The organism is Neisseria dentiae (assembly GCF_024580525.1).
GTDB classification, from domain to species: Bacteria; Pseudomonadota; Gammaproteobacteria; order Burkholderiales; family Neisseriaceae; genus Neisseria; species Neisseria dentiae_A.
Map to the genome: position 1 here is coordinate 140,861 of NZ_JANIKQ010000003.1, position 26,438 is coordinate 167,298.

Here is a 26,438-nt window from a genome sequence, read left to right on the forward strand (position 1 = left end):
TAACATTACACGCTTCAAAAGCCATGCCGAATCTGTCCGACACCAGCCTGCAATTTCTGGAAAACAGCGGGATTTCAAATTTTATCTCCGGCCTGTTTGCCCGCCATCAGTTCACCTCGCAACTGCTGGAACGCAGTTTCAACCGCCCGGAAGGCTGGCTCGAAATCGGCATCACGCTGGCCGTGATGGCGGCAACATTCTGGCTTTCCGCCTATTGGATTAAAAAACACCCCGTCGCCGGCAGGCGCTGGGGCGTTATCCGCCATATCGGCCAACGCATTCTGTGGCCCGTATTGATGTTGATAGGCACCATCAGCGCCGTTTATTTCTGGAATCTTGCCGGCAAAACCGCACTGTGGCTGCAACTTTTAGCCATGGCCGCCCGCTGGATGATTCTGATCCGCTTCTCATTGGCCGTGGTTCACGCCGCCCTGCCCGCCAGCAAAATAACCGACTGGCTGGAACGCTTTCTTTCCGCCGCATTGTGGGTGGCGTTCGTATTATGGGTTTCGGGCATCGAAGACATCATTATCGACGCCATGAAAACCGTCGAACTGCCCATAGGCTCAACCAAACTCAACCTCTACACCGTGCTGACCGGCCTCTTGTGGGTGGCCGTGATTATGGTGTTCGCCCTGTGGCTGGCGCGCTTTATCAATAATAAGCTGATGGAAAGCCAACGGATCGACATCAATTTGCGCATCGTGCTCACCAAAATCGTCAGCACGGTGATGATCGTGCTTTCCTTCTTAATCGCGTTGCCGTTGGTGGGCATAGATTTGACGGTGCTGTCGGTGTTCGGCGGCGCATTGGGCGTGGGCATCGGTTTCGGCCTGCAAAAAGTTGCCAGCAATTATATTTCCGGCTTCATTATTTTGGGCGACCGCTCCATCCGCCCCGGCGACCGCTTAACAGTTAACAACTTCACCGGCTACGTTACCAAAATCACCTCGCGCTTCGTGGTGCTCAAAAATGCCAACGGCTCGGAAGCGCTGATTCCCAACGAAACCTTCGTTACCTCCACCGTTATCAACGAATCCTACACCAGCAAGGCTTTATGGCAGAGCCTCAATATTCAGGTGGCCTACCATACCGATTTGGCCAAAGCGCTCTCCGTTTTGGAAGAAGCCGCCGCTGCACAAGAGCGCGTCGACACCTCTCCCGCCCCCACCGCCGTGATTATCAGCTTCGGCGAAAACGGCGTCGATTTGCGCATCGGCTTTTGGGTGAAAGACCCTGAAAACGGCTTTTCCGTATTGTTTTCAGCCATTTTGCTCGACATCTGGCAACGCTTTAACGAACAAGGCATAGAGTTCCCCTACCCGCAACGCGAGGTACGCATTCTCAACGAAGCGCAAACCCCCAGCGATATCGCTATATTGAAAGCCTCGTTGAAAGCGCAAATCGACACCCGCTCCGATGCGGCATTCGACAATGGAGACTGAATCATGACAGCCAAACCGCCCAAAATACCCGTTTCAGTATTGGTGGTGTTGCACGACGGCAACGGTAATGTGTTGCTTATCGAACGCGCCGATTGTAAAAATTTCTGGCAGTCTGTAACCGGCAGCCTCGAGCCAAACGAAACGCCCGAAGCCGCAGCAAGCCGAGAAGTTTTAGAAGAAACAGGTATTTATCTTTCAGACGGCCAATTGTGCAACTGGCACGAAAGCACCGAATACGAAATCTATCCGCACTGGCGCCACCGCTACCCCGCAGGCGTTACGCATAATACCGAGCACATATTCTCCGCCGAAATAAACCGGCAGACACCAATAAAAATCAGCCTTTCCGAGCATACCGCCTACGCTTGGCTGCCGCTGGCCGAAGCAGCGGAAAAGGTATTTTCGCCCTCAAATAGAGCGGCAATTTTAAACCTGCATAAGCATTTGTTTTAATATCAGTTTTGTAGGATAATTTAAGTTATGTAAATCAAGACGCACTTGTTTGTAAACAAGCTTGATTCGATTGAAAGTTTTCATGACCCAATATTTTGCTTTATTTAAATTGGAACCTGCTTTTGACATCGATGTCGAAACGCTGGAGCAAACCTACCGCTCACTTGCCGCCCGGTTCCACCCCGACAAATACGCAGCAGCCTCCGCATTCGAACAAAAACAGGCCGTGATGATGGCTTCGGCCGTAAACGAAGCCTACCGCGTTTTAAAAAACCCCACCGAGCGCGCCGCCTACCTGCTACAACAGCACGGCATCGAGGCCGACGCTCCCGAACACACCGCTTTCGCCCCCGAATTCCTGATGCAGCAGATGGAATGGCGCGAAACTTTAGAAGAAGCCCGTGCCGGCGGCAATACAGCCGCACTCGCAGAGCTGGATGAAGAAATTGCCGCAGAGCAGCAAAACCTGCAACAACAACTGCGCACCGCTTTTTCACGGCAGAATCATGACGAAGCAGCCGCTTTGGTCCGCCAAAGCCGCTTTCTCGACAAACTCCGCCAAGAAATACAGGCAGCCTCCTGACAGGCCGTCTGAAACCCATAAAAACAAAAACGCTACGATGTAGATTTAGATGCAGATTTGGCGGCGCAAACTTTTTACCCGCCGCAACCCCAACCCCGCCCATTACTCACTTAAACCTCTTTGATAAAAGAAACAACATGAAACGGATTAGCTTACTGATTAGTGTGTTATTGCTCACCGCCTGCCAGATTCACAGCGACGAGAGCCGCCGCAATAAAATTCTTAAATTTGCAGCCAACCACCCCGTAGCTGCACAGGCCATCGGCCTGCCCGGTGAAAACGCCGTCAATATCACCGGCAATGCAGCCCGTTTCGCCCTTAAAACCGGCCTCGACAATCAGGCCAACGGCGGCGAAGGTTTGGGCACGCAGGTTAACGCCGTACGCAACACACTTTGGCAGGCAGCCATTACCGCCCGCTTCGGCACCGAAATCGCCGAAAAAATCGGTAATGCCTATGAAGACGACACCGCCATACGCGAAAACAAAATCCAATATTTCAGCCGTGCGGCCGCCGACCAAGCCGCCGATTTGCGCAACAACCGCATCGGGCGTACCATAGGTGCCGCCAACCCCGACGCCGATATGAAAGCGCTGACGCAAGCCGTTCTCAACCATTACCAAAAAGAAGGCTTGTGGACGGCACGTTCGGTTACCGAAAAAGGCCGTACATCTTGGCGCATCAGCCGCACCAAGATCAGCCGCGCCGAGCAACAGGCGGCGGCCAACCGCGTGAAAATCTTGAATGAAAACGGATTCTCTGCTGAAGAACAGCAGGAATACGATAAAACCCTCGCAGCACAAACCGCCGGTTCCAAGCAGGAGAGCAGATAAACACCTGCGGGCGGCAAACATAACGGAGAGCAGACCATGAACGAAAAAATCCGCCTGATTATCGACACCGACCCCGGCCAAGACGATGCCGCAGCCATTCTGATGGCGCACGGACTGGCCAAACGCGGGCTGATAGATTTCATGGCGCTCACCGTTGTAGCCGGCAACGTAAGCCTGCACCACACCGCCACCAACGCCAGAATCATCTGCGACTGGGCGGGCGAAACCGATTTTCCCGTTTACGCCGGCGCAGGCAAACCCTTGCTGCGGCCACTGGTTACCGCCGAAGAAGTACACGGCAAAACCGGGCTGGACGGAGCCGAACTGCATGACCCGCAATGCCCGCTGCAACCCGTGCACGCCGTGCCCTATCTCATCGACACCCTGCGCAAGGCCGAAGAGGCCAGCATCACACTCTGCCCCATCGGCCCGCTAACCAATATCGCCCAAGCCATCAGCCTTGCCCCCGATATCGTTCGCGGCATCAAAAACATTGTGCTGATGGGCGGCAACTATTTCGAGGCAGGCAACGTTACCCCTGCCGCCGAATTCAATTTCTATGTCGATCCCCATGCCGCGCAGATTGTATTGCAAAGCGGCGCACCGATAACTGTTTTGCCGCTCGACGTTACCCACAAAGCCTGCATCACCACCCCGCGCATGGATGTTTTACGCAAACAAAACAACACCAACGGCAAACGTTTGGCCAATATCCTGCAAAGCTACGAACGTTTCGACACCCAAAAATTCGGCCTCGAAGGCGGACCGCTGCACGACCCCTGCGCCATTGCCTGCGCCGTATTCCCCGAACTCTTCAGCGGCAAATCATGCCGTGTCGATGTCGAAACCCAAAGCGAGCTGACCATGGGCGCCTGCGTAGTCGACTGGTGGGGTTCCACCGGCAAGCCGGCCAATGCCTACTGGGTAACCGATGTTGATGCCGACGCGATGTTCCGCGAACTGGCCGACTCCATCCATGAACTACCCTAACCTTCCCCTTTACGCATCAAATACAGGCCGTCTGAAAACAAGCGGAGCAAAATTTCCGTGAAGCTATAGCGAAACAAAATAAAAAGAAAACAATTGTTTTACTATAAAATTTTTTCAGACGGCCTCAAATCAAATCACAATCAATAACGAAGCCATGCCCAAAAACCCCGATGCTTTCACCCGCCTGATCAACGCCTTAAAAATTCTGCCCAATGTCGGCCCCAAATCCGCGCAGCGCATGGCCTACCAACTGTTGCAGCACAGCAGAGGCGGCGCGCAGGAATTGGCCGAAGCACTGCAACACGCCTTAAAACAAGTACAACACTGCACCCGCTGCAACACTTTTTGCGAAGGCGGGTTATGCGATATCTGCGCCGACCACAACCGCGACCCGCGCCGCCTGATGATTGTGCACATGCCTGCCGACGTTTCCGGCATGGAAGCCGCCAACTGCCACGACGGGCTGTATTTCGTATTAATGGGTCAAGTCAACCCCGCACAAGGCATGGATTTAAGCCACATCGCCCTCGATAAACTGGTAGAAAGACTGCAAAACAGCGAAGTGGAAGAAATCATCATCGCCACCAACTTCACCGCCGAGGGCGATGCCACCGCCTATGTACTGTCGGAGCTGTTCAAAAACCTGCCCTATAAAGTCAGCCGCCTTGCACGCGGCATCCCGCTGGGCGGCGAGCTGGAATATGTCGATGCCGGCACGCTTGCACAAGCGGTTTACGAACGGAAAATGCTGAAAGAGTAAACCACAAACCGTTTGCCCTTCCGCTTGTGCAAAAAATACCGCGTTCGGCACAAACCGCTTTATCTCCCGTTAAAAATCCCGTATGTTCGCACACAGCAAACCGCATTTTGTCCGACTGTTCAAACGGCCTCCCAAACGCAACCGCCAGGCCGTCTGAAACCCACCACCCGATACGCCATGAGCCTGATTACCGTACTCCGCCCTGCCGCCCCGCACGACTGCGAACATATCTACAACGCCCACCGTTATTCCGTGCAATACACCTGCACCCGCAGCTACAACAACCGCGTGCTCGAAGCATGGAGCCGGCTGCTCAGCCCCGAAGGCTATCTTGACACCATGGCCGATCCCAACAAAGCCTTATGGGTGGTGGAATACCGCGGACACATTCAAGGCTTTTTCCAACTCGATTTCAAAGAAGCACAGTTAGACGCGCTCTACGTCCACCCCTTCGTGCACAACCACGGCTTAGGCACCGCCCTGCTGCAACGTGCCGAAGCACTGGCGGCAAGCGAAGGGCTGAGCTTTATCAAACTCTATGCCTCGCTCAATTCGGTGGCATTCTACAAACTCAACGGCTACGAATCACTCGGCTCCGCGGTTTTACCCTTAAACCGCGAAGTAACGGTTGAGTGTGAACTGATGCGCAAATACCTCTAAACCGTTTTGCCGCCCAACCGGCCAAAACCATCAGCACAAACCACCGACTGCCGTTTCCCTAACCCGGCCAGGAGTGTCGGAATATACCGTAACCGTTAGATTTTCCTCATCGGGGACAGCTTATGTTCATCCGAAATCAGGAAAAGCCAACTTATGAAATTCTTCACAAAAAAACGGATTGCATTCGTTCTCGCCATTACCGCCGTGCTTGCCCTAGCCTAATGTGATTTGCTTCGGGTTTGGGGTTCACAAGACATCGGCCACCATCCCGAAATCGATTTTCCTATGGGTGAGGGTAAACAGATCAGCTATCCCGTCCGCTCTTGGATTGATAAACCTTACGCAATGTTTTTGATTATTGAATATATCAATTACGCCAAATCGATTGATTATAAAACAAACAAAGAAATTCCTTTCTCATTCTCAACAACCTGTTACCGTATTGAAAACGGTAAAGAAACCGTATTTTTTCAACGGAAATATTCTAAAAAAGATGAGTTGTATTTAGGAGGCGGGTGGGCACTTCACGAGCATAAACCCCATAGTCTTGATTCTAGAGCACAGATAGGAACACTGGGGGGGGGCTAAGACTGCCCTATGGGACTTACCGTTGTGATTTTAAAGACACTAGCACCCCTGAAATTAAATATTATTTAAAAAAGGCCGGTGTGGTAAGAACATTTATCGTTATTTGGCCTTATGAGCCATTTATTTAGGGGCTTAGGAAGCAAAATTCATTTTAAAGGATCTTTCCGCAACATTCCCAACAGCACTTTGTACAAATCATCATGCCTGTGATTGAAGCGGAACTCGGTTTCTTTTAAATGCAGGTAAAACGTATGCTTCGGCACACCGTTAAACTGTACCAAGCGATGCTTCGCGTAGCTCCAAAAGGATTCAATACCATTGATGTGCCTGGTACCATCTGCAAACTCATTTTGTCCGTGATTAACGCGCAAATGTTTAGAGTAGCCGACATCGACCAAGCCGCTATAACCGCGCCGGCTATCAGAATAAATAACACTCTCCAGAGAGACCTTTCACAATATAACAGCTTGAAGTGTTTGCTTTTTACAATCAGGAACGATTCCGGTATAAACCCCGCCGTCTCTTTCGAAAATACCAAAAACGGGTTGTTTAAGCGTTCCTCTGCCACGCTTTAACTTGCCATGGAAACCGCGCTGCCGTTTGGCACCAAAATAGCTTTCATCAACCTCTATGCTGCCGTATAACAGGTCTTTTTGCTCGCTTTGGCAGCGGTATATTTCGTGCCTGAAAATGCTATACCGGTGGTTGATGGTATTGCGGTTGAAGCCTGTCAGCAAAGCGGTTTTTGAGGCTTCTATATCGACACCAAAATGCTTGATAATTTTTTTGAGCTGATACTCACTTAACTTGGTGTTATATTTCATTTTTCTAGTCTAACAGAGCTATTTTGCCAGTCTAGAGCCTCTAAAATAAAAAAACAAGCCGAAGCTTGGTTTTTTATTTTAATCAATTTTTATGTTTTCAAAGATTATTCGGAAAGCACATAACCGTCTTCATCCCAAACAGTTTTTTTAACCAGGCTGCCGTCTTGGTAAACTGCTTCCGATTTTTTTGCCCCGTTCGGATGCCAATCGAGCATAATGCCGTTACGGCGGCCGTCGTCTAATGTGATTTCCGAAAGCAGCAGGCCGTCTTCGTTCCAGCTTACGATGTTAACGGGTTTATCGTCTTGCATCATCATTTCGGTTTTCGGCTTGCCGCTGGCATACCATTGCTTCCAAAAGCCGTTGGCTTTATTGTTTTTAAACTGGATTTCGCTCTCTTTATTGCCGTTGCGGTAATAGCGTGCGCCTATGCCTTCGCTTTTGCCTGCCACATACGGCATTACGGCGGATTTTTTACCGTTGGGATACCAATTGGTCCAAACGCCGTCGGGCTTGCCGTTTTTATAGGTGCCGCTCATTTTTTTCTGGCCGTTGAAATGCCAAAGGGTCAGCGTGCCGTTATTGAGGGTGGGCACGAATATTTTGATTTGCGAGGCCGGCACTTGGTAGGGATCGGAATATTTTTTCATCGACGGGTAATAAAAGTCTTGCGCCTGTGCCGTGCCGTCTTTGATTTCGTATTGGCGCACATAGGCTACCGCCGACATGGTGGCGGTAAGCTGCCCTTGTTGGTTGAAATAAATTTCGTGCATCTGCGCCGCCGCAGCCAGCGGAACGCCCGCCATCACCAATGCCGTTAATCCTGTATGCCAAAACCGTTTCATATCATTTTTGCCAGTAAGATTTTACGTTTACAAATTCATATAAGCCGAATTCGGATAATTCCCTGCCGTAGCCCGAGGCTTTGACGCCGCCGAACGGCAGGCGCAAGTCGCTGCTGGTGTGCCGGTTGATGTAAACCGCGCCGGTTTGCAGCTTGGATGCAAACTGCCATGCTTTGGCGGTGTCTTTCGCATAAATGCTGGCGCCAAGCCCGAAAGGGGTGTCGTTTGCCAGCGCAACGGCGTGTTCTTCGCCTAAAGCGCGCAGAATAACTGCCACGGGGCCGAAAACTTCTTCGTGATATACGCGGCAGTTGTGGTTGACATGATCCAGCACGGTTGCCGGGTAAAACCAGCCTTTTTCGGTGCACTCGGGAATTTGGCCGCCGCACAATACGCTGGCGCCGTTTACCAGCGCATCAAGCACTTGGCAGTGGATTTTTTCGCGCAAATCGCGGCGGTGCAGCGGCGCCAATGTGGTTTGCGGATCCATCGGGTCGCCGATCTTCAATTTGGCGCATTCTTCAAGAAACAGCGGGATAAATTCGTCGGCCACCGCCTCGGTAATGATGATGCGTTTGGCTGCATTACACGATTGCCCTGCATCGCGGAAACGCGAATAGCAGGCGTCTTTTGCGGCTTGCGCCAAATCCGCATCGTTCATCACGATAAATGCGTTGCTGCCGCCCAGCTCCAATACGGTTTTTTTCATATACAGGCCGGCCTGTGCGGCCAAACGGCGGCCGATATCGGTGGAGCCGGTAAAGGCCAGCGCATCGGTGCGGGCGACGGCATGGCGGACATCGGGTTCGGCCAACCAAGCCACACCCAACGGTAAATCTTTCCCCACCAATTCAAACAATGCTTCGGTTATCCGGCCGACGCTGGGTGCGGGCTTTACCATGCAGCCGTTGCCGGCGCACAAGGCGGGAACGGCAAAACGCAGCACCTGCCAAACGGGGTAGTTCCACGGCATCACGGCCAGCACGATACCCAAAGGCTCGAAACGCACCTGACTCAAGGTGGCTTGCGTGGCGATTGTTTTATGCGCCAGCAGCTCGGGGGCGAGATGGGCGTAATAGCGGACAAGCTCCACCGATTTGTCTAACTCGGCTTCGCATTCGCGCAGGCAGCGGCCGACTTCTTCGCAAATCATCACGGCCAGGCGGTCGCGGTTGGCAGCCAGTTTGTCGGCAAAATCCTGCAACAGCGCCGTGCGTTCGGTTACCTTTAAGGCGGCAAATTCGCGCTGGCGGTGCTGTAGGCGGCGCAACTCGTATTCGAACTCTTCCATAGGCTGTGCGGCGCGTTCGTATAGGGTTTTGCCACTGAGGATATGTGTGCTGCGAAACACGGTTTGCTCCGGAAAAATGCTGCTGCGCCCATGCGTTATTACCGCCGCGCAGCCTGCTGGTATTATATATTATAGTGGTGGACTTCGTATTTTAAAGGCATTTTCCGAAACAGCCCGGAAAATGTGTTTTAACGGTGTTTTGCGGATACAACCGGTGATTTGGTTACTTTAAAAACCATATAATGCAAGCAGAAATATAGCGGATTAATTTAACTTTCGCGAAGGCGCTGCTGCGCCTGGCCGTATTGTTTATGCTGCCTTGTATCGAAGCGATTCAATCCGCTATAAGTTTGCCCGCAATAGCGCTTTCTGTGTTGGAATAGAATCTAGGCCGTCTGAAAAACATTTTCAGACGGCCTAAACACAAGCAACGGCGTTATCAGGCGTTCAGCGCAGCCAACACTTTGGCGGCGGCTTCTTTCACCGCTACGCTTTGCGCTTCGCCGTCGGTGCGACGGGCATATTCGACGGTGCCTTCTTTCAGGCCGCGGTCGCCGATAACGATGCGGTGGGGAATGCCGAGCAGCTCCGAATCGTTAAGCAATACGCCGGCGCGCTCGTCGCGGTCGTCGAGTAATACGTCGGCACCTTGCGCCAGCAGTTCGGCGTAGAGATAGTCGGCGGCTTCTTTCACGGTGTCGGATTTTTTATAGTTCATCGGCACGATCACCACTCGGAACGGCGCCATCGCGTCGGTCCAGATAATGCCGCGTTCGTCGTGGTTTTGCTCGATGGCGGCGGCCACGATGCGGGTGATGCCGATGCCGTAGCAGCCCATTTCCATGATTTGCGCTTTGCCGTTGTTGTCCAGAAAGCCGGCGTTCATGGCTTGGGAATATTTGTCGCGCAGTTGGAACACATGCCCTACTTCGATGCCGCGCGCCAGTTTCAGACGGCCTTGTCCGCAGGGGCTGGGATCGCCCTCCACCACGTTGCGCAAATCAACGAATTCCGGCTCGGGGCAGTCGCGGCCGAAGTTGAAACCGGTGTAGTGGTAGTCGTCTTCGTTGGCGCCGATGACGGTGTCGGCGAGTTTCTCGCAGGCATAGTCGGCATAAACCCTGCCTTTGAAGCCCACCGGGCCGAGCGAGCCGCCGTTGGCGCCGAAGGCCGCCTGAACGGCTTCGGGCGAGGCCATGGCAAGCGGCGATTTGATGCCGGGCAGTTTTTCGGCTTTGATGTCGTTGAACTCATGATCGCCGCGCAACAGCAGCAGCACGATTTCGCCTTCTTCTTCGCCTTCCACCACGATGGATTTCAGCGTGCGCTCAATGGGGATATTCAAAAATTCAACCAAAGCGGCGATGGTTTTCACGTTGGGCGTGTGCACTTTGGTGAGTGCTTCCGCGGCGGCGGCGCGTTCGCCGGCTTGCGGCAGGGTTTGCGCCAGCTCTACGTTGGCGGCGTAATCGGAAGCGTCGCTGTAGGCAATCACGTCTTCGCCGCTTTCGGCCAGCACTTGGAATTCGTGCGAGCCGGTGCCGCCGATGCTGCCGGTGTCGGCGGCAACGGGGCGGTAGTTCAGGCCCAAGCGGTCGAAAATACGGCAATAGGCGTCATACATGGGCTGGTAGCCGTCGTTAACCAGCGATTCGTAATCGGCGTGAAACGAATAGGCATCTTTCATCACGAATTCGCGTGCGCGCATCACGCCGAAACGGGGGCGGACTTCGTCGCGGAATTTGGTTTGGATGTGGTAGAAGTTTTTCGGCAGTTGCTTATAGCTGGTGATTTCTTTGCGCACGATGTCGGTAATCACTTCTTCGCAGGTGGGCCCCATGCAGAAATCGCGCTCGTGGCGGTCTTTGATGCGCAGAAGCTCTTTGCCGTAAAACTCCCAGCGGCCGGATTCCTGCCACAATTCGGCAGGCTGCACCACGGGCATCAGCAATTCTACGCTGCCGGCGCGGTTCATTTCTTCGCGCACGATGTTTTCCACTTTGCGCAAAACGCGCAAGCCCATCGGCATCCAAGTGTACAAACCCGAAGCGGCGGCTTTAATCAGGCCCGCGCGTATCATCAATTGGTGGCTGGGCAATACGGCTTCGGCGGGGGCTTCTTTTAAGGTGGAAATGAAAAATTGGCTGGCTTTCATGATGTTTCGGCAGTCGGTTGGATAAAGAAAGCGGCATTGTACCGCAATGCCCGCGTTTTCGGCAGGCATTCGGCGGGTTTTCGCGTCAAACCGCAGAGCCTAAAACCTTTGCAAAAAACTTAGGGAGTGTGGTCAGAAGGCTTGCGAAGCGGTTTTTTGAGAAAAAATCCGCAGATGCAAGGCAAAAAGCGCAGCAAGATTGGACATCTTGCGAGCATTTTGAACGCAGCAGATGCGGATTTTGACCAAAAATACCGCCGCAACGCTTTCTGACTACACTCCCTAAGGCCGTCTGAAAGCGAACAACCTTTTCAGACGGCCTGAGATGTGGGAAAAGGTCGGGTTGTTTACACTTTTTATGCCAAACAACTTTTGTTTTTTTGCTGGAATGATGGTTTCGTGATTTTTAAGTATTCTCAAGAACGATGCGGCTTCGCCGTGCCTTTCGGCATTCTTGACAACCCTCAAAAATCCCAAAATGGGTCTTCAAGCAAAAAGCGAAAAGTGTAAACAACGCTGGAATTTTCTACACCTTGCTATCTAAAAAACCTGAATTCCGTCATTCCCGCGTAGGCGGGAATCCAGACACTTGGCATCCAAGTATTTGTTTAATCAATGCTTCAATATTTCTATCTGGATTCCCGCCTACGCGGGAATGACGGGATTTAAGCATTTCAGACGGCTTTAAGGTATTTTTGCAAAGGTCTCGGCCTGTTATTGAAATATCCGTACTTTTAAAACTACCGTTTTTCCAGCCAGATTACGCTGACCATGCGGCCGGTTTGGCCGTCGCGGCGGTAAGAGAAGAAGGTATCGCGCTCCAGCACGGTGCAGCGGTTGCCGCCGTAAACCATGCCCACGCCTTCGTTTTGCAGCACTAAGCGGGCGAGGCGGTAAATATCGGCCAGGTATTTGCCACCGCCGATCGGTTCGAAGGCTTGGCCGGCGGCGGGGTTTTGCGCGCAGAAGGCATCGTAAACATCCTGCCCCACCTCGAAGGCTTCGGGGCCGATGGCGGGGCCGAGATAGGCCATGATTTCAACGGGCGGCACGTTCATGGCGGCAATAGTGTTTTGCAGCACACCGCCTGCCAGGCCGCGCCAGCCTGCATGTGCGGCGGCCACCACGGTGCCTGCGCGGTCGCAAAACAGCACGGGCAGGCAGTCGGCGGTCATGCTGGCGCAGGCGGCGGTGCCGGTGGTGTCGAACGAGGCATCGGCATCGGGCGGTGTGCCGCCGATATGGTCGGCGGCGTTGACCACAGCGGCGCTGTGGATTTGGTTGAGATACACCACCGGCACGCCGGTTTGCCGTTCGACTGCTTCGCGGTTTTGCCGCACATGCTCGGGGTTGTCGCCCACGTGCGCGCCCACGTTCAGGCTGCGGTACACGCCTTCGCTTACGCCGCCGTTGCGGGTGGAAATCAGGGTTTTCACATTGGCGGGCGCCGGCCATTCGGCTTGGAAAAACGGGGCATCGCTGCGGTTGATGCCGATGGCGGCGTTTAAATCAAATCGGTTCATTAATGGAAGTCCGCTTGGTGGTGGGTTGAGGCCGTCTGAAATGTTTTCAGACGGCCTGCTCTTTGCCGCAGCAGGTTTTGTATTTTTTGCCGCTGCCGCACGGACAGGGGTCGTTACGGCCTATTTTGGCACCTTCGCGGCGCACGGTTTGCGGCTTGTTTTTCACGCTCTGCCAGTAGTAATAAATATCCAGCAGCACATGGGGCAGCTCGGATTCAAGCTGGGTCAGCTCGCGGGTGGTGAGGTGCAGCACCATTTCGCCGTTTTCGTCTTCGTCGTAGATGCCGCCCAGCGCCATGATGGGGTAGAACAAATCTTCGAATTCTTCGTCGTTGGCGGCCTCGAACCAGTCGGTCGGCACCACGTCGAGCGCATACAGATAGGCGTTGCACCAAGTGTGGAAATCGGGGTTGCCCGCTTCGTCGTCATACAGCCATAAATCGGGCAGCATCCTGCCGTCGAGCTTCATGCGCATATCGAGCACCATCTCCAGCACCAGCGATTCGATTTCCTGCTCTTCGGCCGGGGTGAACTGGTGTTCGCCGCCCATCACTTCGGGCAGCCATTCGCCGGTGTTTAGCTCGTCTGGGCCGGTTAGCAGCGCCAGCATATATGCCTGAACTTCGTCGCAGCGCATGGTGGCGCCGGTTTCCGCTTTGGGGTCGAGCAGCTGCGCAAGCCGTTGTTGTGAAGATTCGTCAAACATTATTGAGTGTTCCTTGTGGGTGGTCCGGTTGTTTCAGACGGCCTTTCGGCTTGCAGGCCGTCTGAAAAATATAATTAAAGCCGCTGGCGCATCTGTTCAAACAAACACACCGTTGCCGCCATCGCCACGTTGAGCGATTCGGTTTGCCCCGCCATGGGGATTTTCACGCAGCCGGTTACGCGCGCCAGCAATTCCGCGCCCACACCGCTGCCTTCGTTGCCGAACACCCAAGCGGCGGGGCGGGTTAAATCCATGCGGTAAAGATTGCGCTCGTTTGTTTCGGATAAGGCGGTTGCCCAGATGTTATCGCCGTAGCCCGCGCACCATTGCGCCAAATCGACGCGCTCAAACACATTGAGCAGAAAATGCGCCCCCATACCGGCGCGCAAAACTTTCGGCGCCCATACATCGGCGCAGTCTTTGCCCAAAACCAATTGCTTCACGCCCGCAGCCGCCGCGCTGCGCATGATGGTGCCGACGTTGCCCGGGTCTTGCACGCGGTCGAGCACCACGCAATCGCCCTGCTGCGGCAATGCGCCCGGCGCGGGAATATCGATGAGCGCCAGCACTTCTTCGGCTTCGGCAAGCCCGCTGATTTTCGGGAGCACGCCCGCCGATGCCAGCGTAATCCGGTTTTCGGGCAGTTGCGCCAGCAAAGCCGCCACTTCGTGCAGATACCGTTTGTTTTCAGGCACATAAATCTGAAGCGGCTCCCCGCCCGCCTGCAAATAAACCTGTAAAAGATGCACGCCTTCGAGCACGGTTTGGCCGTGTTCGCGGCGGGTTTTGCCGTGCGAAAGCAGTTTTGCCACGTGCTTGAGCTGTTCGTTGCGGGCGGAGGTAATCTGTTTCATAGGCGGCATTATAATGTTTTTCAGACGGCATGAGGATTTATCGGCGCAGAGGCCGTCTGAAAAACCTTGCCGGCAGCAACATTTCCTTAACGAAAAACGGTACAATCAGCCCCGTTCAGCTAACCGATCGACAAAGGAAACCCGAAATGAGCAAACAAATCGTCATTCTGCCCGGCGACGGCATCGGCCCCGAAATCACCGCCCAAGCCGTGCGCGTGTTGGACAAACTGATTTCAGACGGCCTCGACGTGCAATACCAATACGCCCCCATCGGCGGCGCCGGCTACGACGAATACGGCCACCCCTACCCCGAATTCACGCAAAACCTGTGCCGCGCCGCCGATGCGGTGCTGCTGGGCGCGGTGGGCGGCCCGCAATACGACAACCTCGACCGGCCGCTGCGCCCCGAACGCGGCCTGTTGGCCATCCGCAAAGATTTGAACCTGTTTGCCAACCTGCGCCCCGCCATTCTGTATAAAGAGCTGGCCAACGCCTCCACCCTGAAACCCGAAGTGGTGGCCGGTTTGGATATTCTGATTGTGCGCGAACTCACCGGCGACATTTATTTCGGCGAACCGCGCGGCATCCGCACGCTGGAAAACGGCGAGCGCGAAGGCTTCAACACCATGAAATACAGCGAGGGCGAAATCCGCCGCATCGCCAAAGTGGCCTTTGAAGCCGCGCAGAAACGCGGCAAGAAACTGTGTTCGGTGGATAAAGCCAACGTGTTGGAAACCACCGAATTGTGGAAAGAGATTTTCAACCAAACCGCCAAAGATTACCCCGATGTGGAACTGAGCCATATGTATGTCGACAACGCCGCCATGCAGCTCGTGCGCGCGCCCAAACAGTTCGACGTAATCGCCACCGGCAATATCTTCGGCGACATTCTTTCCGACCAAGCTTCGATGCTCACCGGCTCCATCGGTATGCTGCCCTCGGCCTCCCTCAACGAAACAGGCAAAGGCTTATACGAACCTTCGCACGGCTCCGCGCCCGACATCGCCGGCCAAAACAAAGCCAACCCGCTGGCCACGATTCTGTCGCTCGCCATGCTGGTGCGCTACAGCCTGAACGACGAAGCACGCGCGCAGCAAATCGAACAGGCCGTGCAGAAAGTGCTGGAACAAGGCTGCCGCACCGCCGATATCTACGAAGAAGGCACACGTTTGGTTTCCTGCTCCGAAATGGGCGATGCCGTGTTGGCGGCGCTGTAAGTTGATACGGTAAATCAATTATTTTAGATGCAATGCAAAAGTTACAGGCCGTCTGAAAAACTTTTTTCAGACGGCCTGTTATCTTTGCAAAATTCAAATTACCTACAAAAACCTGTTCCGTCATTCCCGCGTAGGCGGGAATCCAGGTGCTCGGCATACAAGTGTTTGTTTAATCAATACTTCAATGTTTACCTCTGGATTCCCGCCTACGCGGGAATGACGGTGTTAAGCATTTCAGACGGCCTGAGCGGATTTTGCCCGGGCCGTCTGAAACACTATGCCACCGTTAATAAACATCGCGCTGGTAGCGTTTCTCTTCACGCAAATCGTTCAGATAATCTTCGGCATCGTCGCGGCTGAGTCTGCCTTGTGCGGCGATGATGTCCAAGAGCGTGTTTTCCACGTCGCGCGCCATGCGGGTGGCGTCGCCGCACACATAAATATGCGCGCCCTGTTGCAGCCAGGCCCACACTTCGGCGGCGTTTTCGGCCAGCTTGTGCTGCACATATACTTTTTCCCTGCCCTGCCTGCTCCACGCCAGATCGGCTCGGGTGAGCAGGCCGGATTTGCGGTATTGCAGCCATTCGGCCTGATAGAGGAAATCGTCGGTAAAGCGCTGGTTGCCGAACACCAGCCAGTTTTTGCCGCCGCTGCCGTCGGCTTCGCGCTGCTGCATAAAGGCGCGGAACGGGGCGATGCCGGTGCCTGCGCCTATCATAATCACGGGCGTGTCGCCGTTTTCGGGCAGGCGGAAATGCGGGTTGGGTTCGACAAACACGCGCACGCTGCCGCCTTCTTCAAGCTGCGCGCCGATAAAGCCCGAGGCGGCGCCGGTGTAGGTGTTGCCGTGGTGTTCGTAACGCACCATGCCCACGGTAAGGTGCACTTCGTCGCCCACTTCGTCTTGCGCCGAGGCGATGGAATACAGGCGCGGGGTTTGGGCGCGGAACAGGCCGAACAGGGTTTGCGCGTCGAGCGGGTGCGCAAACGCGGCCAACACGCCCACGGGCGGCGTGGCGGCAAGATAGGTGTCGAGCGCTTCTGGGTTTTCAACCGTGCGCTGCAATTCTTCGCTGCCGCTCAAAACGGCATACTGCTGCACGAATGCGGGGGTGTTTTGGGTGATGTCGGCATGTTCGGTCAAGGCCGTCCGAATATCGGTTTCGCTGCCGTCGGCCAGCACCACGGTTTCGCTGCCGTTCAAGCCGTTCAAAGCCAGGATTTCCGCCACCAGCCCGGGTGCGTTGAGCGGCCAGATGCCCAGCGCGTCGCCGGTTTGGTAGCGGATGCCGGATCCGGTTAAGTCGATTTCGATGTGTTCCACATCTTTTTCGGCATTGCGGGCGGTGATTTTCTGGCGCACGGAAAGCGTGGCGGTGAAAGGCTGCTCTTTGCCGTAAAGCTGTGCGGCGGGCGCGGCGGCGGCTTTGGGGCCGTCTGAAACCGGTGCGGCGGCCTGCGCACACAATTCGGCCACTTTGGCGACGGTGGTTTCGATCCACGCATTCGCCGGCGCTTGAAAGTCCAAATCGCATTCGCCGAACGCGCTCAAACGGGTGGCGCCCAGCTCGGCCAGCCTGCCGTCGAAATCTTTACCGGCCTGGCAGAATTTCGGATAAGAAGAATCGCCCAAGCCCAACACGGCGAAACTCAATTTGCTCAAATCAGGGGCTTTTTTGCCGAACAGCAGTTTATACAGCGGCACAGCTTCTTCGGGCGGCTCGCCTTCGCCCTGGGTGGACGTTACCATCAAAACAATATCTTCTTCGGGCAGCGTTTTGCTCTTGAAATCGGCCGCCGCCACCAAACGCGCGTTGATGCCCGCCGATTCGAGTTTCACCAGCAGATCGGCGGCCACGCGGCGGGCGTTGCCGGTTTGCGAGGCCGACAGCACGGTAACGCGGCGCGGCGCGGCGGCAGGTGCGGCGGCGGCTTCTGCCTGGCCGGCAAAGGCCGCTTGAACGGCGTTGCCCTGCTGGCTTTGCGCCCAACAATAACCCGACAGCCACGCCAATTGGGTGGGCGAAAGTGCGGCTAACTGGGCGGGAAGTTCAGGGGGCAGCGGATTGGCTTGGCTCATGCAAAGGTTTCCTTTTTTTATTGTTTGATGCCGCTGCGAAAAAGTGAGCGGCGGTTTTTTAGGGCGTATCGGCAGAAAACTTGCGAAACGGTTTTTTGAGGAAAAATCCGCAGATGCAAGGCAAAAAGCGCAGCAAGATTGAACATCTTGCGAGCAGTTTTAACGCCGCAGATGCGGGTTTTAACCAAAAATACCGCCGCAATCTTTCCGGCGGCACGCCCTAAGCCGCCACACTTTAAACAGGCCGTCTGAAAAAAGGAAAGAATGGTTTGTTTTAACAAAATGCGTTTTCGTTATATCGGCGCTTGGTGCGGTTTTGGTTATAAACACATGAAAAAACGGTATTTCGTGCGGCACGGGCGAATGGTTATATTGCGCAAACCAAAACTATCAACCCGGAATCAAGCACCATGAAGATCAAATCACTATTAGCCGCCCTGCCCCTCGCCCTCGCCTTGGCCGCCTGCGGCGGCAACGGCGGAGCCGAATCGTCGGCCGCCTCTTCCGGCGGCGGCGGTGCGTCTAAAATCAGCATCTTAAACGTATCCTACGACCCTACCCGCGAGCTTTACCGCGAATACAACGCTGCCTTCCAGCAGCATTGGAAGCAGAAAACCGGCCAAGAGCTTGAAATCAAGCAGTCTAACGGCGGCTCGGGCAAACAGTCGCTGATGGTGCAAAACGGCCTGAAAGCCGACGTGGTTACCCTTGCGCTGGCAGGCGACATCGATTCGCTCAACAACGGCGGCAAAAAGCTGATCAACCCAAACTGGCAGAAAGCCCTGCCCGACAACAGCACGCCCTACACCTCCACCATCGTGTTTCTGGTGCGCAAGGGCAACCCCAAAAACATTAAAGACTGGGGCGACTTGGTAAAAGGCGATGTTCAGGTGATTACCCCCAACCCCAAAACCTCGGGCGGCGCACGCTGGAACTTCCTTGCCGCCTGGGCCTACGCCGCCAAACAGCCCAACGCCACCGACGAAACCGCCAAGCAGTTTGTGGCCGAACTTTTCAAGCGCGTGCCCGTGATGGACCCCGGCGCCCGCGCCTCCACCATCTCGTTCACCCAGCGCAACCTCGGCGACGTGCTGTTGGCGTGGGAAAACGAAGCCTACCTGGCCGTGCAGGAATCGCCCGACCAGTTTGAAATCGTTACCCCCTCCATTTCCATGCTGTGCGAGCCTTCGGTGGCCGTGGTCGACAGCGTGGCCGATGCACGCGGCACGCGCGAAGTGGCCACCGAATACCTGAAACAGCTCTACACCGAAGATTCGCAGCGCATGATTGCCAAATATTTCTACCGCCCGTCGAACCCGAAAATCCAGGCCGAATTCAAAGACCGCTTCCCCGCGCTCGATTTGGTGAAAATCAACGATGCGTTCGGCGGCTGGCATCAGGCGCACCAACGCTTCTTCGCCGACGGCGCGCTGTTCGACCAGATTTACAAGCCGCAGCAATAATTGCTTTTATGCAAACAGGCCGTCTGAAAAGCTTTCAGACGGCCTGTTATAACGAAAACATCTTAAATTAAAACCAACCATTCTTTCCCTTTTTCAGACGGCCTGATTAAAGTGGCGCCTGAAAATCCGTATTCCGCACAAGAGAACAACATGTCTATCCAAAACCACCACCTCGACTGGCTGGAAGCCGAATCCATCTACATCATCCGCGAAGTGATCGCCGAAGCCAAAAACCCCGCGCTGCTGTTTTCGGGCGGCAAAGATTCCGTGGTGTTGCTGGCGCTGGCAGTAAAAGCCTTCAAAATCGAAGGCCGCCCGCTGAAACTGCCGTTCAAACTGCTGCACGTCGACACCGGCCACAACTACCCCGAAGTGATTGAGTTCCGCGACCAAACCGTAGCGCGCACCGGCGTGCAACTGGTAGTGGGCCACGTTGAAGACTCCATCAAACGCGGCACGGTGGTGCTGCGCCGCGAAACCGATTCGCGCAACGCCGCCCAAGCCATCACACTGGTGGAAACCATCGAAGAACAAGGCTTCGACGCGCTGATGGGCGGCGCGCGCCGCGACGAAGAAAAAGCCCGCGCCAAAGAGCGCATATTCTCGTTCCGCGACGAATTCGGCCAATGGGACCCGAAAAACCAGCGCCCCGAATTATGGTCGCTCTACAACACCCGCCTGTTCCCCGGCGAAAACATGCGCGTGTTCCCGATTTCCAACTGGACCGAGCTTGACATCTGGCAATACATTGCCCGCGAAAACCTCGCGCTGCCGCCGATTTACTACGCCCACCGGCGCGAAGTGGTAGAGCGCGGCGGCCTCTTGGTGCCCGTTACCCCGCTCACGCCCAAGCGCGAAGGCGACGTTTCCGAAATCCGCAGCGTGCGCTTCCGCACCGTCGGCGACATTTCGTGCACCTGCCCCGTGGCCAGCACCGCCGCCAACGCCGAAGAAATCATCGCCGAAACCGCCGCCGCCACCATTTCCGAACGCAGCGCCACCCGCATGGACGACCGCGTTTCAGAAGCGGCGATGGAGGAGCGCAAAAAACAAGGATATTTTTAACAGCGGATTAAAGAATATGCCGATATAACTTTTCCAAACAGCAGGCCGTCTGAAAACATTTTTTCAGACGGCCTTTCCCTTTCGCCGCGCCCGTCACCCAACCTGAGACCTTTGCAAAACCCCCATCTGCGGCGCATTTCCGCGTTGCGTGCTGCTCACCCGCTTGCCTAACTTCATGTTATGTCTGCGCTCGCTGTGCTGCTACGCCTTGAACTGCATCCACATCTGGGGGTTTTGCAAAGGTCTCAACCCCGCGATTTTCTTTGAAAAATGCTACAATACGCAGTTCCATTTTTCAGACGGCCTCAAGCAGACATGAGCAACAACGACACCATCCGCATCCGCGGCGCCCGCACCCACAACTTGAAAAACATCGACCTCGACATCCCCCGCCACAAACTCGTGGTGGTAACCGGCCTGTCGGGCAGCGGCAAATCGAGCCTGGCCTTCGACACCCTTTATGCCGAAGGCCAGCGCCGCTATGTGGAAAGCCTTTCCGCCTATGCGCGCCAGTTTTTGCAGATGATGGACAAGCCCGATGTGGATTTGATCGAGGGGCTGTCGCCCGCCATTTCCATCGAGCAGAAATCCACCAGCCACAACCCGCGCTCCACCGTCGGCACCGTAACCGAAATCCACGACTATTTGCGCCTCTTGTATGCCCGCGTCGGCACGCCTTATTGCCCCGAGCACAACCTGCCTTTGGCGAGCCAAACCGTGTCGCAGATGGTGGATGCCGTGTTGAAACTTCCGGAAGACAGCCGCGTGATGATTCTCGCCCCCGCCGTGCGCGAGCGCAAAGGCGAATTCGTTGAATTTTTCGCCGACTTGCAGGCGCAGGGCTTTGCCCGCGTGCGCGTGGACGGCGAAGTCTACCAGCTCGACGAAGTGCCGAAGCTGGAAAAAAACATCAAACACAATATCGACGTGGTGATTGATCGCGTAAAAGTGAAAGCCGACATCAAACAACGCTTGGCCGAAAGCTTCGAAACCGCCCTGCGCCACGGCGGCGAGCGCGCGCTGGCCTTGGAAATGGACAGCGGCGAAGAACACTGGTTTTCCGCCCAATTCGCCTGCCCCGTCTGCTCATACAGCCTGCCCGAGCTGGAACCGCGCCTGTTTTCCTTCAACAACCCCGTCGGCGCCTGCCCCACCTGCGACGGCTTGGGCAATATGAATTTTTTCGACCCCGAGCGCGTGGTGCTGCACCCCGAATTGTCGCTGGCCGCCGGTGCCATCAAAGGCTGGGACAAACGCAACCAGTTTTATTTCCAGATGATTCAGTCGCTGGCCGCGCATTACGGTTTTGATGTCGACGCCCCGTTTGAAAGCCTGTCTGAAAAAGTGAAAAAAGTGGTGCTGCACGGCTCGGGCAAAGAAGTGATCGACTTCCGCTACCTTTCCGAAAAAGGCACCACCTTCAACCGTAGCCACGCTTTCGAAGGCATTATCCCCAACCTCGAACGCCGCTTCCGCGAAACCGATTCCGCCACCGTGCGCGAAGAACTGCTGCAATACCAAAGCCACAAAGCCTGCCCGAGCTGCGGCGGCGCACGCCTGCGCAAAGAAGCGCGCTATGTTTATGTGGGCAAACAGCCGCTGCACGAGCTTTCCGCCTGGCCGCTCACCAAAACCCACGAATTCTTTGAACAACTCGATTTGGAAGGCAACAAAAAACAGATTGCCGAAAAAATCCTCAAAGAAATCACCGAGCGCTTGGGCTTTCTGATTAACGTCGGCCTCGACTACCTCAACCTCGCCCGCTCCGCCGAAACCCTCTCCGGCGGCGAAGCCCAGCGCATCCGGCTCGCCAGCCAAATCGGCAGCGGCCTAACCGGCGTGATGTATGTGCTCGACGAACCCTCCATCGGCCTGCACCAGCGCGACAACGACCGCCTGCTGGCCACCCTCAAACGCCTGCGCGACTTGGGCAACAGCGTGATTGTGGTCGAACACGACGAAGACGCCATCCGCGAAGCCGATTTCGTCATCGATATGGGCCCCGGCGCCGGCGAACACGGCGGCACCGTGCTGGTGGCCGACACCCCCGCCAAAGTCGCCGCCTGCAAACAATCCGTTACCGGTCAATACTTAAGCGGCAAAAAGAAAATCGAAGTGCCCTCTGTTAGAACGCCCGTCAACCCCGAAAGAATGCTGGTGTTAAAAGGCGCGCGCGGCAACAACCTCAAAAACGTTACCCTCGAGCTGCCGCTGGGCTTGATTACCTGCATCACCGGCGTATCCGGCAGCGGCAAATCCACCCTGATTAACGACACGCTCGCCAAAATCACCGCCCGCGAGCTGAACCGCGCCCACGAAGAACCCGCCCCCTACGACGACATTACCGGCCTCGACCACCTCGACAAAGTGATCAACGTCGACCAATCCCCCATCGGCCGCACCCCGCGCTCCAACCCCGCCACCTACACCGGCCTGTTCACCCCCATCCGCGACCTGTTCGCCGGCGTGCCGCTCTCGCGCGAGCGCGGCTACAACGTCGGCCGCTTCTCGTTCAACGTCAAAGGCGGCCGCTGCGAAGCCTGCCAGGGTGACGGCGTAATCAAAGTAGAAATGCACTTCCTGCCCGACGTGTATGTACCCTGCGAAGTCTGCCACGGCAAACGCTACAACCGCGAAACGCTGGAGGTGCAATACAAAGGCAAAAACATCAGCCAAGTGCTGGATATGACCGTAGAAGAAGCCCGCCAATTCTTCGACGCCGTGCCCACCGTATCGCGCAAACTGCAAACCCTGATGGACGTCGGCCTCGGCTACATCCGCCTCGGCCAATCCGCCACCACCCTCTCCGGCGGCGAAGCCCAACGCGTCAAACTCGCCCTCGAACTCTCCAAACGCGACACCGGCCGCACCTTATATATTCTCGACGAGCCGACCACCGGCCTGCACTTTGCCGATATTGCTTTGTTGTTAGAAGTAATAGGCCGTCTGAAAGGCAAAGGTAATTCGATTGTGATTATCGAGCATAATCTGGACGTGATTAAAACAGCGGATTATATTGTGGACTTGGGGCCGGAAGGCGGTGATGGCGGCGGGCGGATTATTGCCAAAGGTTCGCCAGAAGAAGTGGTAAAGGTTAAGGGGAGTTATACGGGAAAGTATTTGAAGAATACATTAAATTTAATCAATGCTTAATATAAAGGAAATTTCATGGACTTTATTCTTAAAAAAATTAATCAGAAACTAAATATTTTTTCTATGCAAGAGCAAATTTCCGAGCTAAATATCTACTCTCAAGTAAGAATGGAATATTTATTATTCTTAGCACTAGGCTACTTATGGAATAAAAATATATCTGATTTAGATGAACAAAAGAAAGAAAAAGTTTTCAATCAAATCTTGAACCCTACTATTGGCTCTATCGTCCAAATAATTAGAGTTCTTGACACAGAAAAAGAAATTCTCTCGAAAGAAGTTTCCAAAAGCTTCAATGATTATCCTGAGTATCGCAATCAACTTATAGGACACGGCTATACATTTTCTAACAAATACGAAAATATACATAAAAAACTGAATTTTCTTTATGAAAATATTGAAAAATCCCAAGGTTTTTTCATTACAAATTTATGGTCATTCTATACGGTGATTAAACTGGACAATGATTATTATTATGGCATTAAATTTTCTCCTAATGGAGATGAAGAACCTTTTAAAATAATTAAAAAAAGCATTCGGAATTTATCAATGGAAGTAGGTAACGTTTACATTTCAAATGATTTAGAAGCATCTCCATCTAATAATTTTTTCCGTGTATCACCTTTTATTCACCTACTTCCCGACTCATCTTCTGTATTCTGCTTTTCAAAAATTAGTGAAAAACTAGTTGGAAAAGTTACTTATAATAAAATATTTGAAACTGGTCGACTTAGCTTAGAATGGCCTGAATTTGAAACATTACAAATACAAAATGATGGCAGAAGAATCAAAACACAAAATGGGACAATTAGAAATATTTACAATAATAACTATAAAAAATATATAGATATTGGAGTAAAAAATAAATTAATAACCTTTTTGAAAGATGGAAAATCCTCTGTTGCTGCTATTTTATGGGGACATGGGGGAGTAGGAAAAACCGCAACAATCCAAAGTGTTTGCGATGATTTTTCAAATTGTGAAAGAAAGTTTTTTGACTATGTAATTTTCTTATCCGCAAAAGACCGAATTTATAATATCCATACTGGGGATGTTAATGACATTACAGATAGGGTAGTCGATTATCATGATTTGCTGACTTCTATAAATAATTTGATATTTGATACCTCATTATCGAATGCATCCGAAATTGAAAAAGAGTTCATCAATTTCCAACAAAAAATTCTATTAGTTATTGATGATTATGAAAGTTTTTCCAAAGAGGATAAGTCAAAAATAAATAATTTAATTACTAAGCTTAATATCAACCATCACAAGGTTGTTATTACAACACGCTCTGCAAATATCAAAATTGGTGAGGAGTTTCAAACCAATGAATTAAATAAAAGTGACACTATTGAATTTTTAAAACACATCATTAAAAATGAAAATTTGATACCTATCAATATGCTTAACGAATTAGAAAATAAAGTAGAGACTATCCATTCAATTACTAGTGGTCGTCCTATTTTTATAATGCAATTAGCTTATATAATTGCGGCACGAGGTATAGATGTAGCCTTAAAATTTGATATTAAATCAGATAGTAAGGCTGTTGATTTTCTATTCGGCCGAATTTTTGATTATCTATCTAATCAGGCAAAAGAACTTTTTGCTATTATTAGTTTATTAGTTACCACTAATAATCTATCAAACATCCTCCATAAAGCGCAGTTTATTTTAAATATGGAATTCGATAATACTGGATTTTATAATGCCGTTAATGAATTAATTAAACTAAAAATTATAAAACTAGATGAGGAAGAAAAAATATTTGAAGTATACTCTCCCGAAATTTACCAAAAAATGAGCAACTATTTTTCCCAGTTTGATGAAAAATTTAGGGAGATATGGTTAGAAAGAAATGAACAGATCAACAATCCAGAGACTAATATTGATCAAGCCTTACTAGAGACTGCTAATGCTTGTAGATTATCAAAGCCCGAGCTAGAAGTTATTGAGGCATATCATCGCGTTCTAGAGAGAATAAATAGTTCTATTGAAATCAAATATCAAGCTATTAGTATGCTGGCTAACTATCTAGCTAGCCTAAAGAAAAAAGATGAGGCACTAAGACAGATTAGTAATTACAAACATTTTTTCAATGATATAAGCAATTTTCATACTAATTTAAATTTTACGCGGTTATATGCTCAATTTAGCTGGGCTAATGGAAAGACAGAGGACAAAGAAAATGCGGTAAAGATATTAAGTGATTTTATTTTAATGACGTTATCAAATAAATCAAATCTGATTAAATCACTCCATGAGGATGAGGAAATTTTAGATCTCAATGGATTACTAATGCAATATAGCTGTATTAATGTCATTGATGCTTTAGATGAATTAAAAGATAGGAAAGAAGAAAAGACACTCTCAGAAACTGAATATCTCTTGGAAAGAAAAAAATTACGGCAAGAATGTCACAGACTAGAAAAACAATTTTTCCATATTTGGCTAAATGTGCAGAATCAAAAGATTGATTTTGATTCTTTCAAAAGCTCTGCAAAACAAAATATTATCACCGGCTTATATAACTATATTGATGTATTAATTAGGTTAAGTAAAATGGATCTCGCTAAAACTGTTGCTACCTTCATGAGAGATAACACACCTGGGAATTTTTATGCTCAATTTGATAGAAAAGTAAACTATACCCAAAAGAAAATCGAAGAATGGAATTATAAAAATTACCAACGTAAGAGCAAACAGCAAGCGTAGCCTGCATAATCCGTCCACCGCGTGCGTGGCTGCGCCACACACCCTTGTATGTTGAAACCGATGTACCATAGCAACCAAACAGGTTATCTGCCTCTGTACGCACCCTGGGATTTTTTAACATCCGTGTCTTAGCCAAACGAGCAGATAACCAACCATCACCACAACCGAACAGTTGCACGACAACACAACCGAATGCAAGGAAGGTTTATGATGAGTATTCAAAACTATG

The 26,438-nt window shown here is 52.5% G+C and carries 22 protein-coding genes and 2 pseudogenes; 15 read left to right on the top strand and 9 right to left on the bottom strand.

All coding sequences use genetic code 11. The features are described from left to right. Positions 1 to 23: 23 nt before the first annotated feature. The 8 genes from NQ012_RS03485 (at position 24) to NQ012_RS03520 (ending at position 6,312) form a co-directional block, all read left to right on the top strand. Positions 24 to 1,445, top strand: a complete 1,422-nt coding sequence (locus NQ012_RS03485) for a mechanosensitive ion channel family protein (protein WP_373566627.1) — start codon at positions 24 to 26, stop codon at positions 1,443 to 1,445. After that, positions 1,446 to 1,898 carry a dihydroneopterin triphosphate diphosphatase gene (gene nudB, locus NQ012_RS03490; RefSeq protein WP_257066213.1) on the top strand — a complete coding sequence of 151 codons (453 nt, stop codon included), beginning with the start codon at positions 1,446 to 1,448 and terminating at the stop codon, positions 1,896 to 1,898. Between the two features lie 82 nt (positions 1,899 to 1,980). Continuing rightward, positions 1,981 to 2,481, top strand: coding sequence for a Fe-S protein assembly co-chaperone HscB (gene hscB, locus NQ012_RS03495; RefSeq protein ID WP_257066185.1), 501 nt, complete (start codon positions 1,981 to 1,983; stop codon positions 2,479 to 2,481). A 137-nt stretch (positions 2,482 to 2,618) separates the two neighbouring features. Beyond that, on the top strand, positions 2,619 to 3,314 hold the full coding sequence (locus tag NQ012_RS03500) for a DUF6973 domain-containing protein (RefSeq protein ID WP_257066186.1): 696 nt from the start codon (positions 2,619 to 2,621) through the stop codon (positions 3,312 to 3,314). A gap of 36 nt (positions 3,315 to 3,350) precedes the next feature. After that, on the top strand, positions 3,351 to 4,304 hold the full coding sequence (locus NQ012_RS03505; RefSeq protein ID WP_257066187.1) for a nucleoside hydrolase: 954 nt from the start codon (positions 3,351 to 3,353) through the stop codon (positions 4,302 to 4,304). A 154-nt stretch (positions 4,305 to 4,458) separates the two neighbouring features. Next, the gene (recR, locus tag NQ012_RS03510) at positions 4,459 to 5,064 is read left to right on the top strand and encodes a recombination mediator RecR (protein ID WP_257066189.1); all 606 of its coding nucleotides are present in this window, start codon (positions 4,459 to 4,461) and stop codon (positions 5,062 to 5,064) included. A 177-nt stretch (positions 5,065 to 5,241) separates the two neighbouring features. Then, complete coding sequence (locus NQ012_RS03515) at positions 5,242 to 5,724, top strand: GNAT family N-acetyltransferase (protein ID WP_257066190.1); 483 nt, start codon at positions 5,242 to 5,244, stop codon at positions 5,722 to 5,724. Positions 5,725 to 6,009: 285 nt separating this feature from the next. Further along, positions 6,010 to 6,312, top strand: a complete 303-nt coding sequence (locus NQ012_RS03520) for a hypothetical protein (protein WP_257066191.1) — start codon at positions 6,010 to 6,012, stop codon at positions 6,310 to 6,312. Between the two features lie 146 nt (positions 6,313 to 6,458). Here the strand turns inward: NQ012_RS03520 and NQ012_RS03525 are convergent. From NQ012_RS03525 to NQ012_RS03540, 4 genes and pseudogenes are all read right to left on the bottom strand, one after another. Then, positions 6,459 to 7,136: pseudogene (locus NQ012_RS03525) on the bottom strand (IS1595 family transposase). A gap of 104 nt (positions 7,137 to 7,240) precedes the next feature. Next, entirely contained in the window at positions 7,241 to 7,981 is a 741-nt protein-coding gene (locus tag NQ012_RS03530) for a toxin-antitoxin system YwqK family antitoxin (protein WP_257066192.1), read from the bottom strand. A 1-nt stretch (position 7,982) separates the two neighbouring features. After that, positions 7,983 to 9,332, bottom strand: a complete 1,350-nt coding sequence (locus NQ012_RS03535) for an aldehyde dehydrogenase family protein (protein WP_257066194.1) — start codon at positions 9,330 to 9,332, stop codon at positions 7,983 to 7,985. Between the two features lie 379 nt (positions 9,333 to 9,711). Then, on the bottom strand, positions 9,712 to 11,427 hold the full coding sequence (locus NQ012_RS03540; RefSeq protein ID WP_257066195.1) for a proline--tRNA ligase: 1,716 nt from the start codon (positions 11,425 to 11,427) through the stop codon (positions 9,712 to 9,714). Between the two features lie 17 nt (positions 11,428 to 11,444). Between NQ012_RS03540 and NQ012_RS03545 the strand changes: the two genes are divergently transcribed. Further along, entirely contained in the window at positions 11,445 to 11,672 is a 228-nt protein-coding gene (locus NQ012_RS03545) for a hypothetical protein (RefSeq protein WP_257066196.1), read from the top strand. 495 nt (positions 11,673 to 12,167) lie between these two features. Here the strand turns inward: NQ012_RS03545 and pgeF are convergent, their stop codons facing one another. The 3 genes from pgeF to NQ012_RS03560 all read right to left on the bottom strand — a co-directional run bounded on the left by pgeF (position 12,168) and on the right by NQ012_RS03560 (position 14,510). Continuing rightward, complete coding sequence (gene pgeF, locus NQ012_RS03550) at positions 12,168 to 12,950, bottom strand: peptidoglycan editing factor PgeF (RefSeq protein WP_257066197.1); 783 nt, start codon at positions 12,948 to 12,950, stop codon at positions 12,168 to 12,170. A 46-nt stretch (positions 12,951 to 12,996) separates the two neighbouring features. After that, a complete protein-coding gene (locus NQ012_RS03555) occupies positions 12,997 to 13,656 on the bottom strand; it encodes a YecA family protein (protein ID WP_257066198.1) in 660 nt (219 codons plus the stop codon). A gap of 74 nt (positions 13,657 to 13,730) precedes the next feature. Continuing rightward, positions 13,731 to 14,510 (bottom strand): TrmH family RNA methyltransferase, encoded by a 780-nt coding sequence (locus tag NQ012_RS03560; RefSeq protein WP_257066199.1) that lies wholly within the window; start codon positions 14,508 to 14,510, stop codon positions 13,731 to 13,733. A gap of 146 nt (positions 14,511 to 14,656) precedes the next feature. Here NQ012_RS03560 and leuB point away from each other — a divergent pair, with 146 nt between their 5' ends. Continuing rightward, complete coding sequence (gene leuB, locus NQ012_RS03565) at positions 14,657 to 15,727, top strand: 3-isopropylmalate dehydrogenase (RefSeq protein WP_257066200.1); 1,071 nt, start codon at positions 14,657 to 14,659, stop codon at positions 15,725 to 15,727. A 286-nt stretch (positions 15,728 to 16,013) separates the two neighbouring features. Here leuB and NQ012_RS03570 read toward each other — a convergent pair whose 3' ends face one another. Continuing rightward, positions 16,014 to 17,807, bottom strand: coding sequence for an assimilatory sulfite reductase (NADPH) flavoprotein subunit (locus NQ012_RS03570; RefSeq protein ID WP_257066201.1), 1,794 nt, complete (start codon positions 17,805 to 17,807; stop codon positions 16,014 to 16,016). 17 nt (positions 17,808 to 17,824) lie between these two features. Continuing rightward, positions 17,825 to 18,088, bottom strand: coding sequence for a hypothetical protein (locus NQ012_RS03575; RefSeq protein WP_257066202.1), 264 nt, complete (start codon positions 18,086 to 18,088; stop codon positions 17,825 to 17,827). 129 nt (positions 18,089 to 18,217) lie between these two features. Between NQ012_RS03575 and NQ012_RS03580 the strand changes: the two genes are divergently transcribed. The 5 genes and pseudogenes from NQ012_RS03580 to NQ012_RS03600 all read left to right on the top strand — a co-directional run bounded on the left by NQ012_RS03580 (position 18,218) and on the right by NQ012_RS03600 (position 26,209). Then, complete coding sequence (locus tag NQ012_RS03580) at positions 18,218 to 19,270, top strand: sulfate ABC transporter substrate-binding protein (RefSeq protein WP_257066203.1); 1,053 nt, start codon at positions 18,218 to 18,220, stop codon at positions 19,268 to 19,270. A gap of 150 nt (positions 19,271 to 19,420) precedes the next feature. Next, a complete protein-coding gene (gene cysD, locus NQ012_RS03585; RefSeq protein WP_257066204.1) occupies positions 19,421 to 20,335 on the top strand; it encodes a sulfate adenylyltransferase subunit CysD in 915 nt (304 codons plus the stop codon). Positions 20,336 to 20,446: 111 nt separating this feature from the next. After that, a pseudogene (locus NQ012_RS03590) lies at positions 20,447 to 20,602 on the top strand (lipoprotein signal peptidase). 3 nt (positions 20,603 to 20,605) lie between these two features. Then, on the top strand, positions 20,606 to 23,488 hold the full coding sequence (gene uvrA, locus NQ012_RS03595) for an excinuclease ABC subunit UvrA (RefSeq protein ID WP_373566628.1): 2,883 nt from the start codon (positions 20,606 to 20,608) through the stop codon (positions 23,486 to 23,488). A gap of 15 nt (positions 23,489 to 23,503) precedes the next feature. Then, a complete protein-coding gene (locus NQ012_RS03600) occupies positions 23,504 to 26,209 on the top strand; it encodes an NB-ARC domain-containing protein (RefSeq protein ID WP_257066206.1) in 2,706 nt (901 codons plus the stop codon). Positions 26,210 to 26,438: the final 229 nt, after the last annotated feature.

Excerpts from the sequence above, each read along its gene's own strand:
- leuB (WP_257066200.1), top strand. The coding sequence starts at position 14,657 with ATGAGCAAACAAATCGTCATTCTGCCCGGCGACGGCATCGGCCCCGAA.
- pgeF (WP_257066197.1), bottom strand. The coding sequence starts at position 12,950 with ATGAACCGATTTGATTTAAACGCCGCCATCGGCATCAACCGCAGCGAT.
- NQ012_RS03600 (WP_257066206.1), top strand. The coding sequence starts at position 23,504 with ATGGACTTTATTCTTAAAAAAATTAATCAGAAACTAAATATTTTTTCT.
- NQ012_RS03580 (WP_257066203.1), top strand. The coding sequence starts at position 18,218 with ATGAAGATCAAATCACTATTAGCCGCCCTGCCCCTCGCCCTCGCCTTG.
- NQ012_RS03530 (WP_257066192.1), bottom strand. The coding sequence starts at position 7,981 with ATGAAACGGTTTTGGCATACAGGATTAACGGCATTGGTGATGGCGGGC.
- NQ012_RS03555 (WP_257066198.1), bottom strand. The coding sequence starts at position 13,656 with ATGTTTGACGAATCTTCACAACAACGGCTTGCGCAGCTGCTCGACCCC.
- NQ012_RS03560 (WP_257066199.1), bottom strand. The coding sequence starts at position 14,510 with ATGAAACAGATTACCTCCGCCCGCAACGAACAGCTCAAGCACGTGGCA.
- uvrA (WP_373566628.1), top strand. The coding sequence starts at position 20,606 with ATGCTACAATACGCAGTTCCATTTTTCAGACGGCCTCAAGCAGACATG.
- NQ012_RS03520 (WP_257066191.1), top strand. The coding sequence starts at position 6,010 with ATGGGTGAGGGTAAACAGATCAGCTATCCCGTCCGCTCTTGGATTGAT.
- NQ012_RS03500 (WP_257066186.1), top strand. The coding sequence starts at position 2,619 with ATGAAACGGATTAGCTTACTGATTAGTGTGTTATTGCTCACCGCCTGC.
- NQ012_RS03540 (WP_257066195.1), bottom strand. The coding sequence starts at position 11,427 with ATGAAAGCCAGCCAATTTTTCATTTCCACCTTAAAAGAAGCCCCCGCC.
- NQ012_RS03485 (WP_373566627.1), top strand. The coding sequence starts at position 24 with ATGCCGAATCTGTCCGACACCAGCCTGCAATTTCTGGAAAACAGCGGG.
- cysD (WP_257066204.1), top strand. The coding sequence starts at position 19,421 with ATGTCTATCCAAAACCACCACCTCGACTGGCTGGAAGCCGAATCCATC.
- NQ012_RS03515 (WP_257066190.1), top strand. The coding sequence starts at position 5,242 with ATGAGCCTGATTACCGTACTCCGCCCTGCCGCCCCGCACGACTGCGAA.
- NQ012_RS03505 (WP_257066187.1), top strand. The coding sequence starts at position 3,351 with ATGAACGAAAAAATCCGCCTGATTATCGACACCGACCCCGGCCAAGAC.
- hscB (WP_257066185.1), top strand. The coding sequence starts at position 1,981 with ATGACCCAATATTTTGCTTTATTTAAATTGGAACCTGCTTTTGACATC.
- NQ012_RS03570 (WP_257066201.1), bottom strand. The coding sequence starts at position 17,807 with ATGAGCCAAGCCAATCCGCTGCCCCCTGAACTTCCCGCCCAGTTAGCC.
- recR (WP_257066189.1), top strand. The coding sequence starts at position 4,459 with ATGCCCAAAAACCCCGATGCTTTCACCCGCCTGATCAACGCCTTAAAA.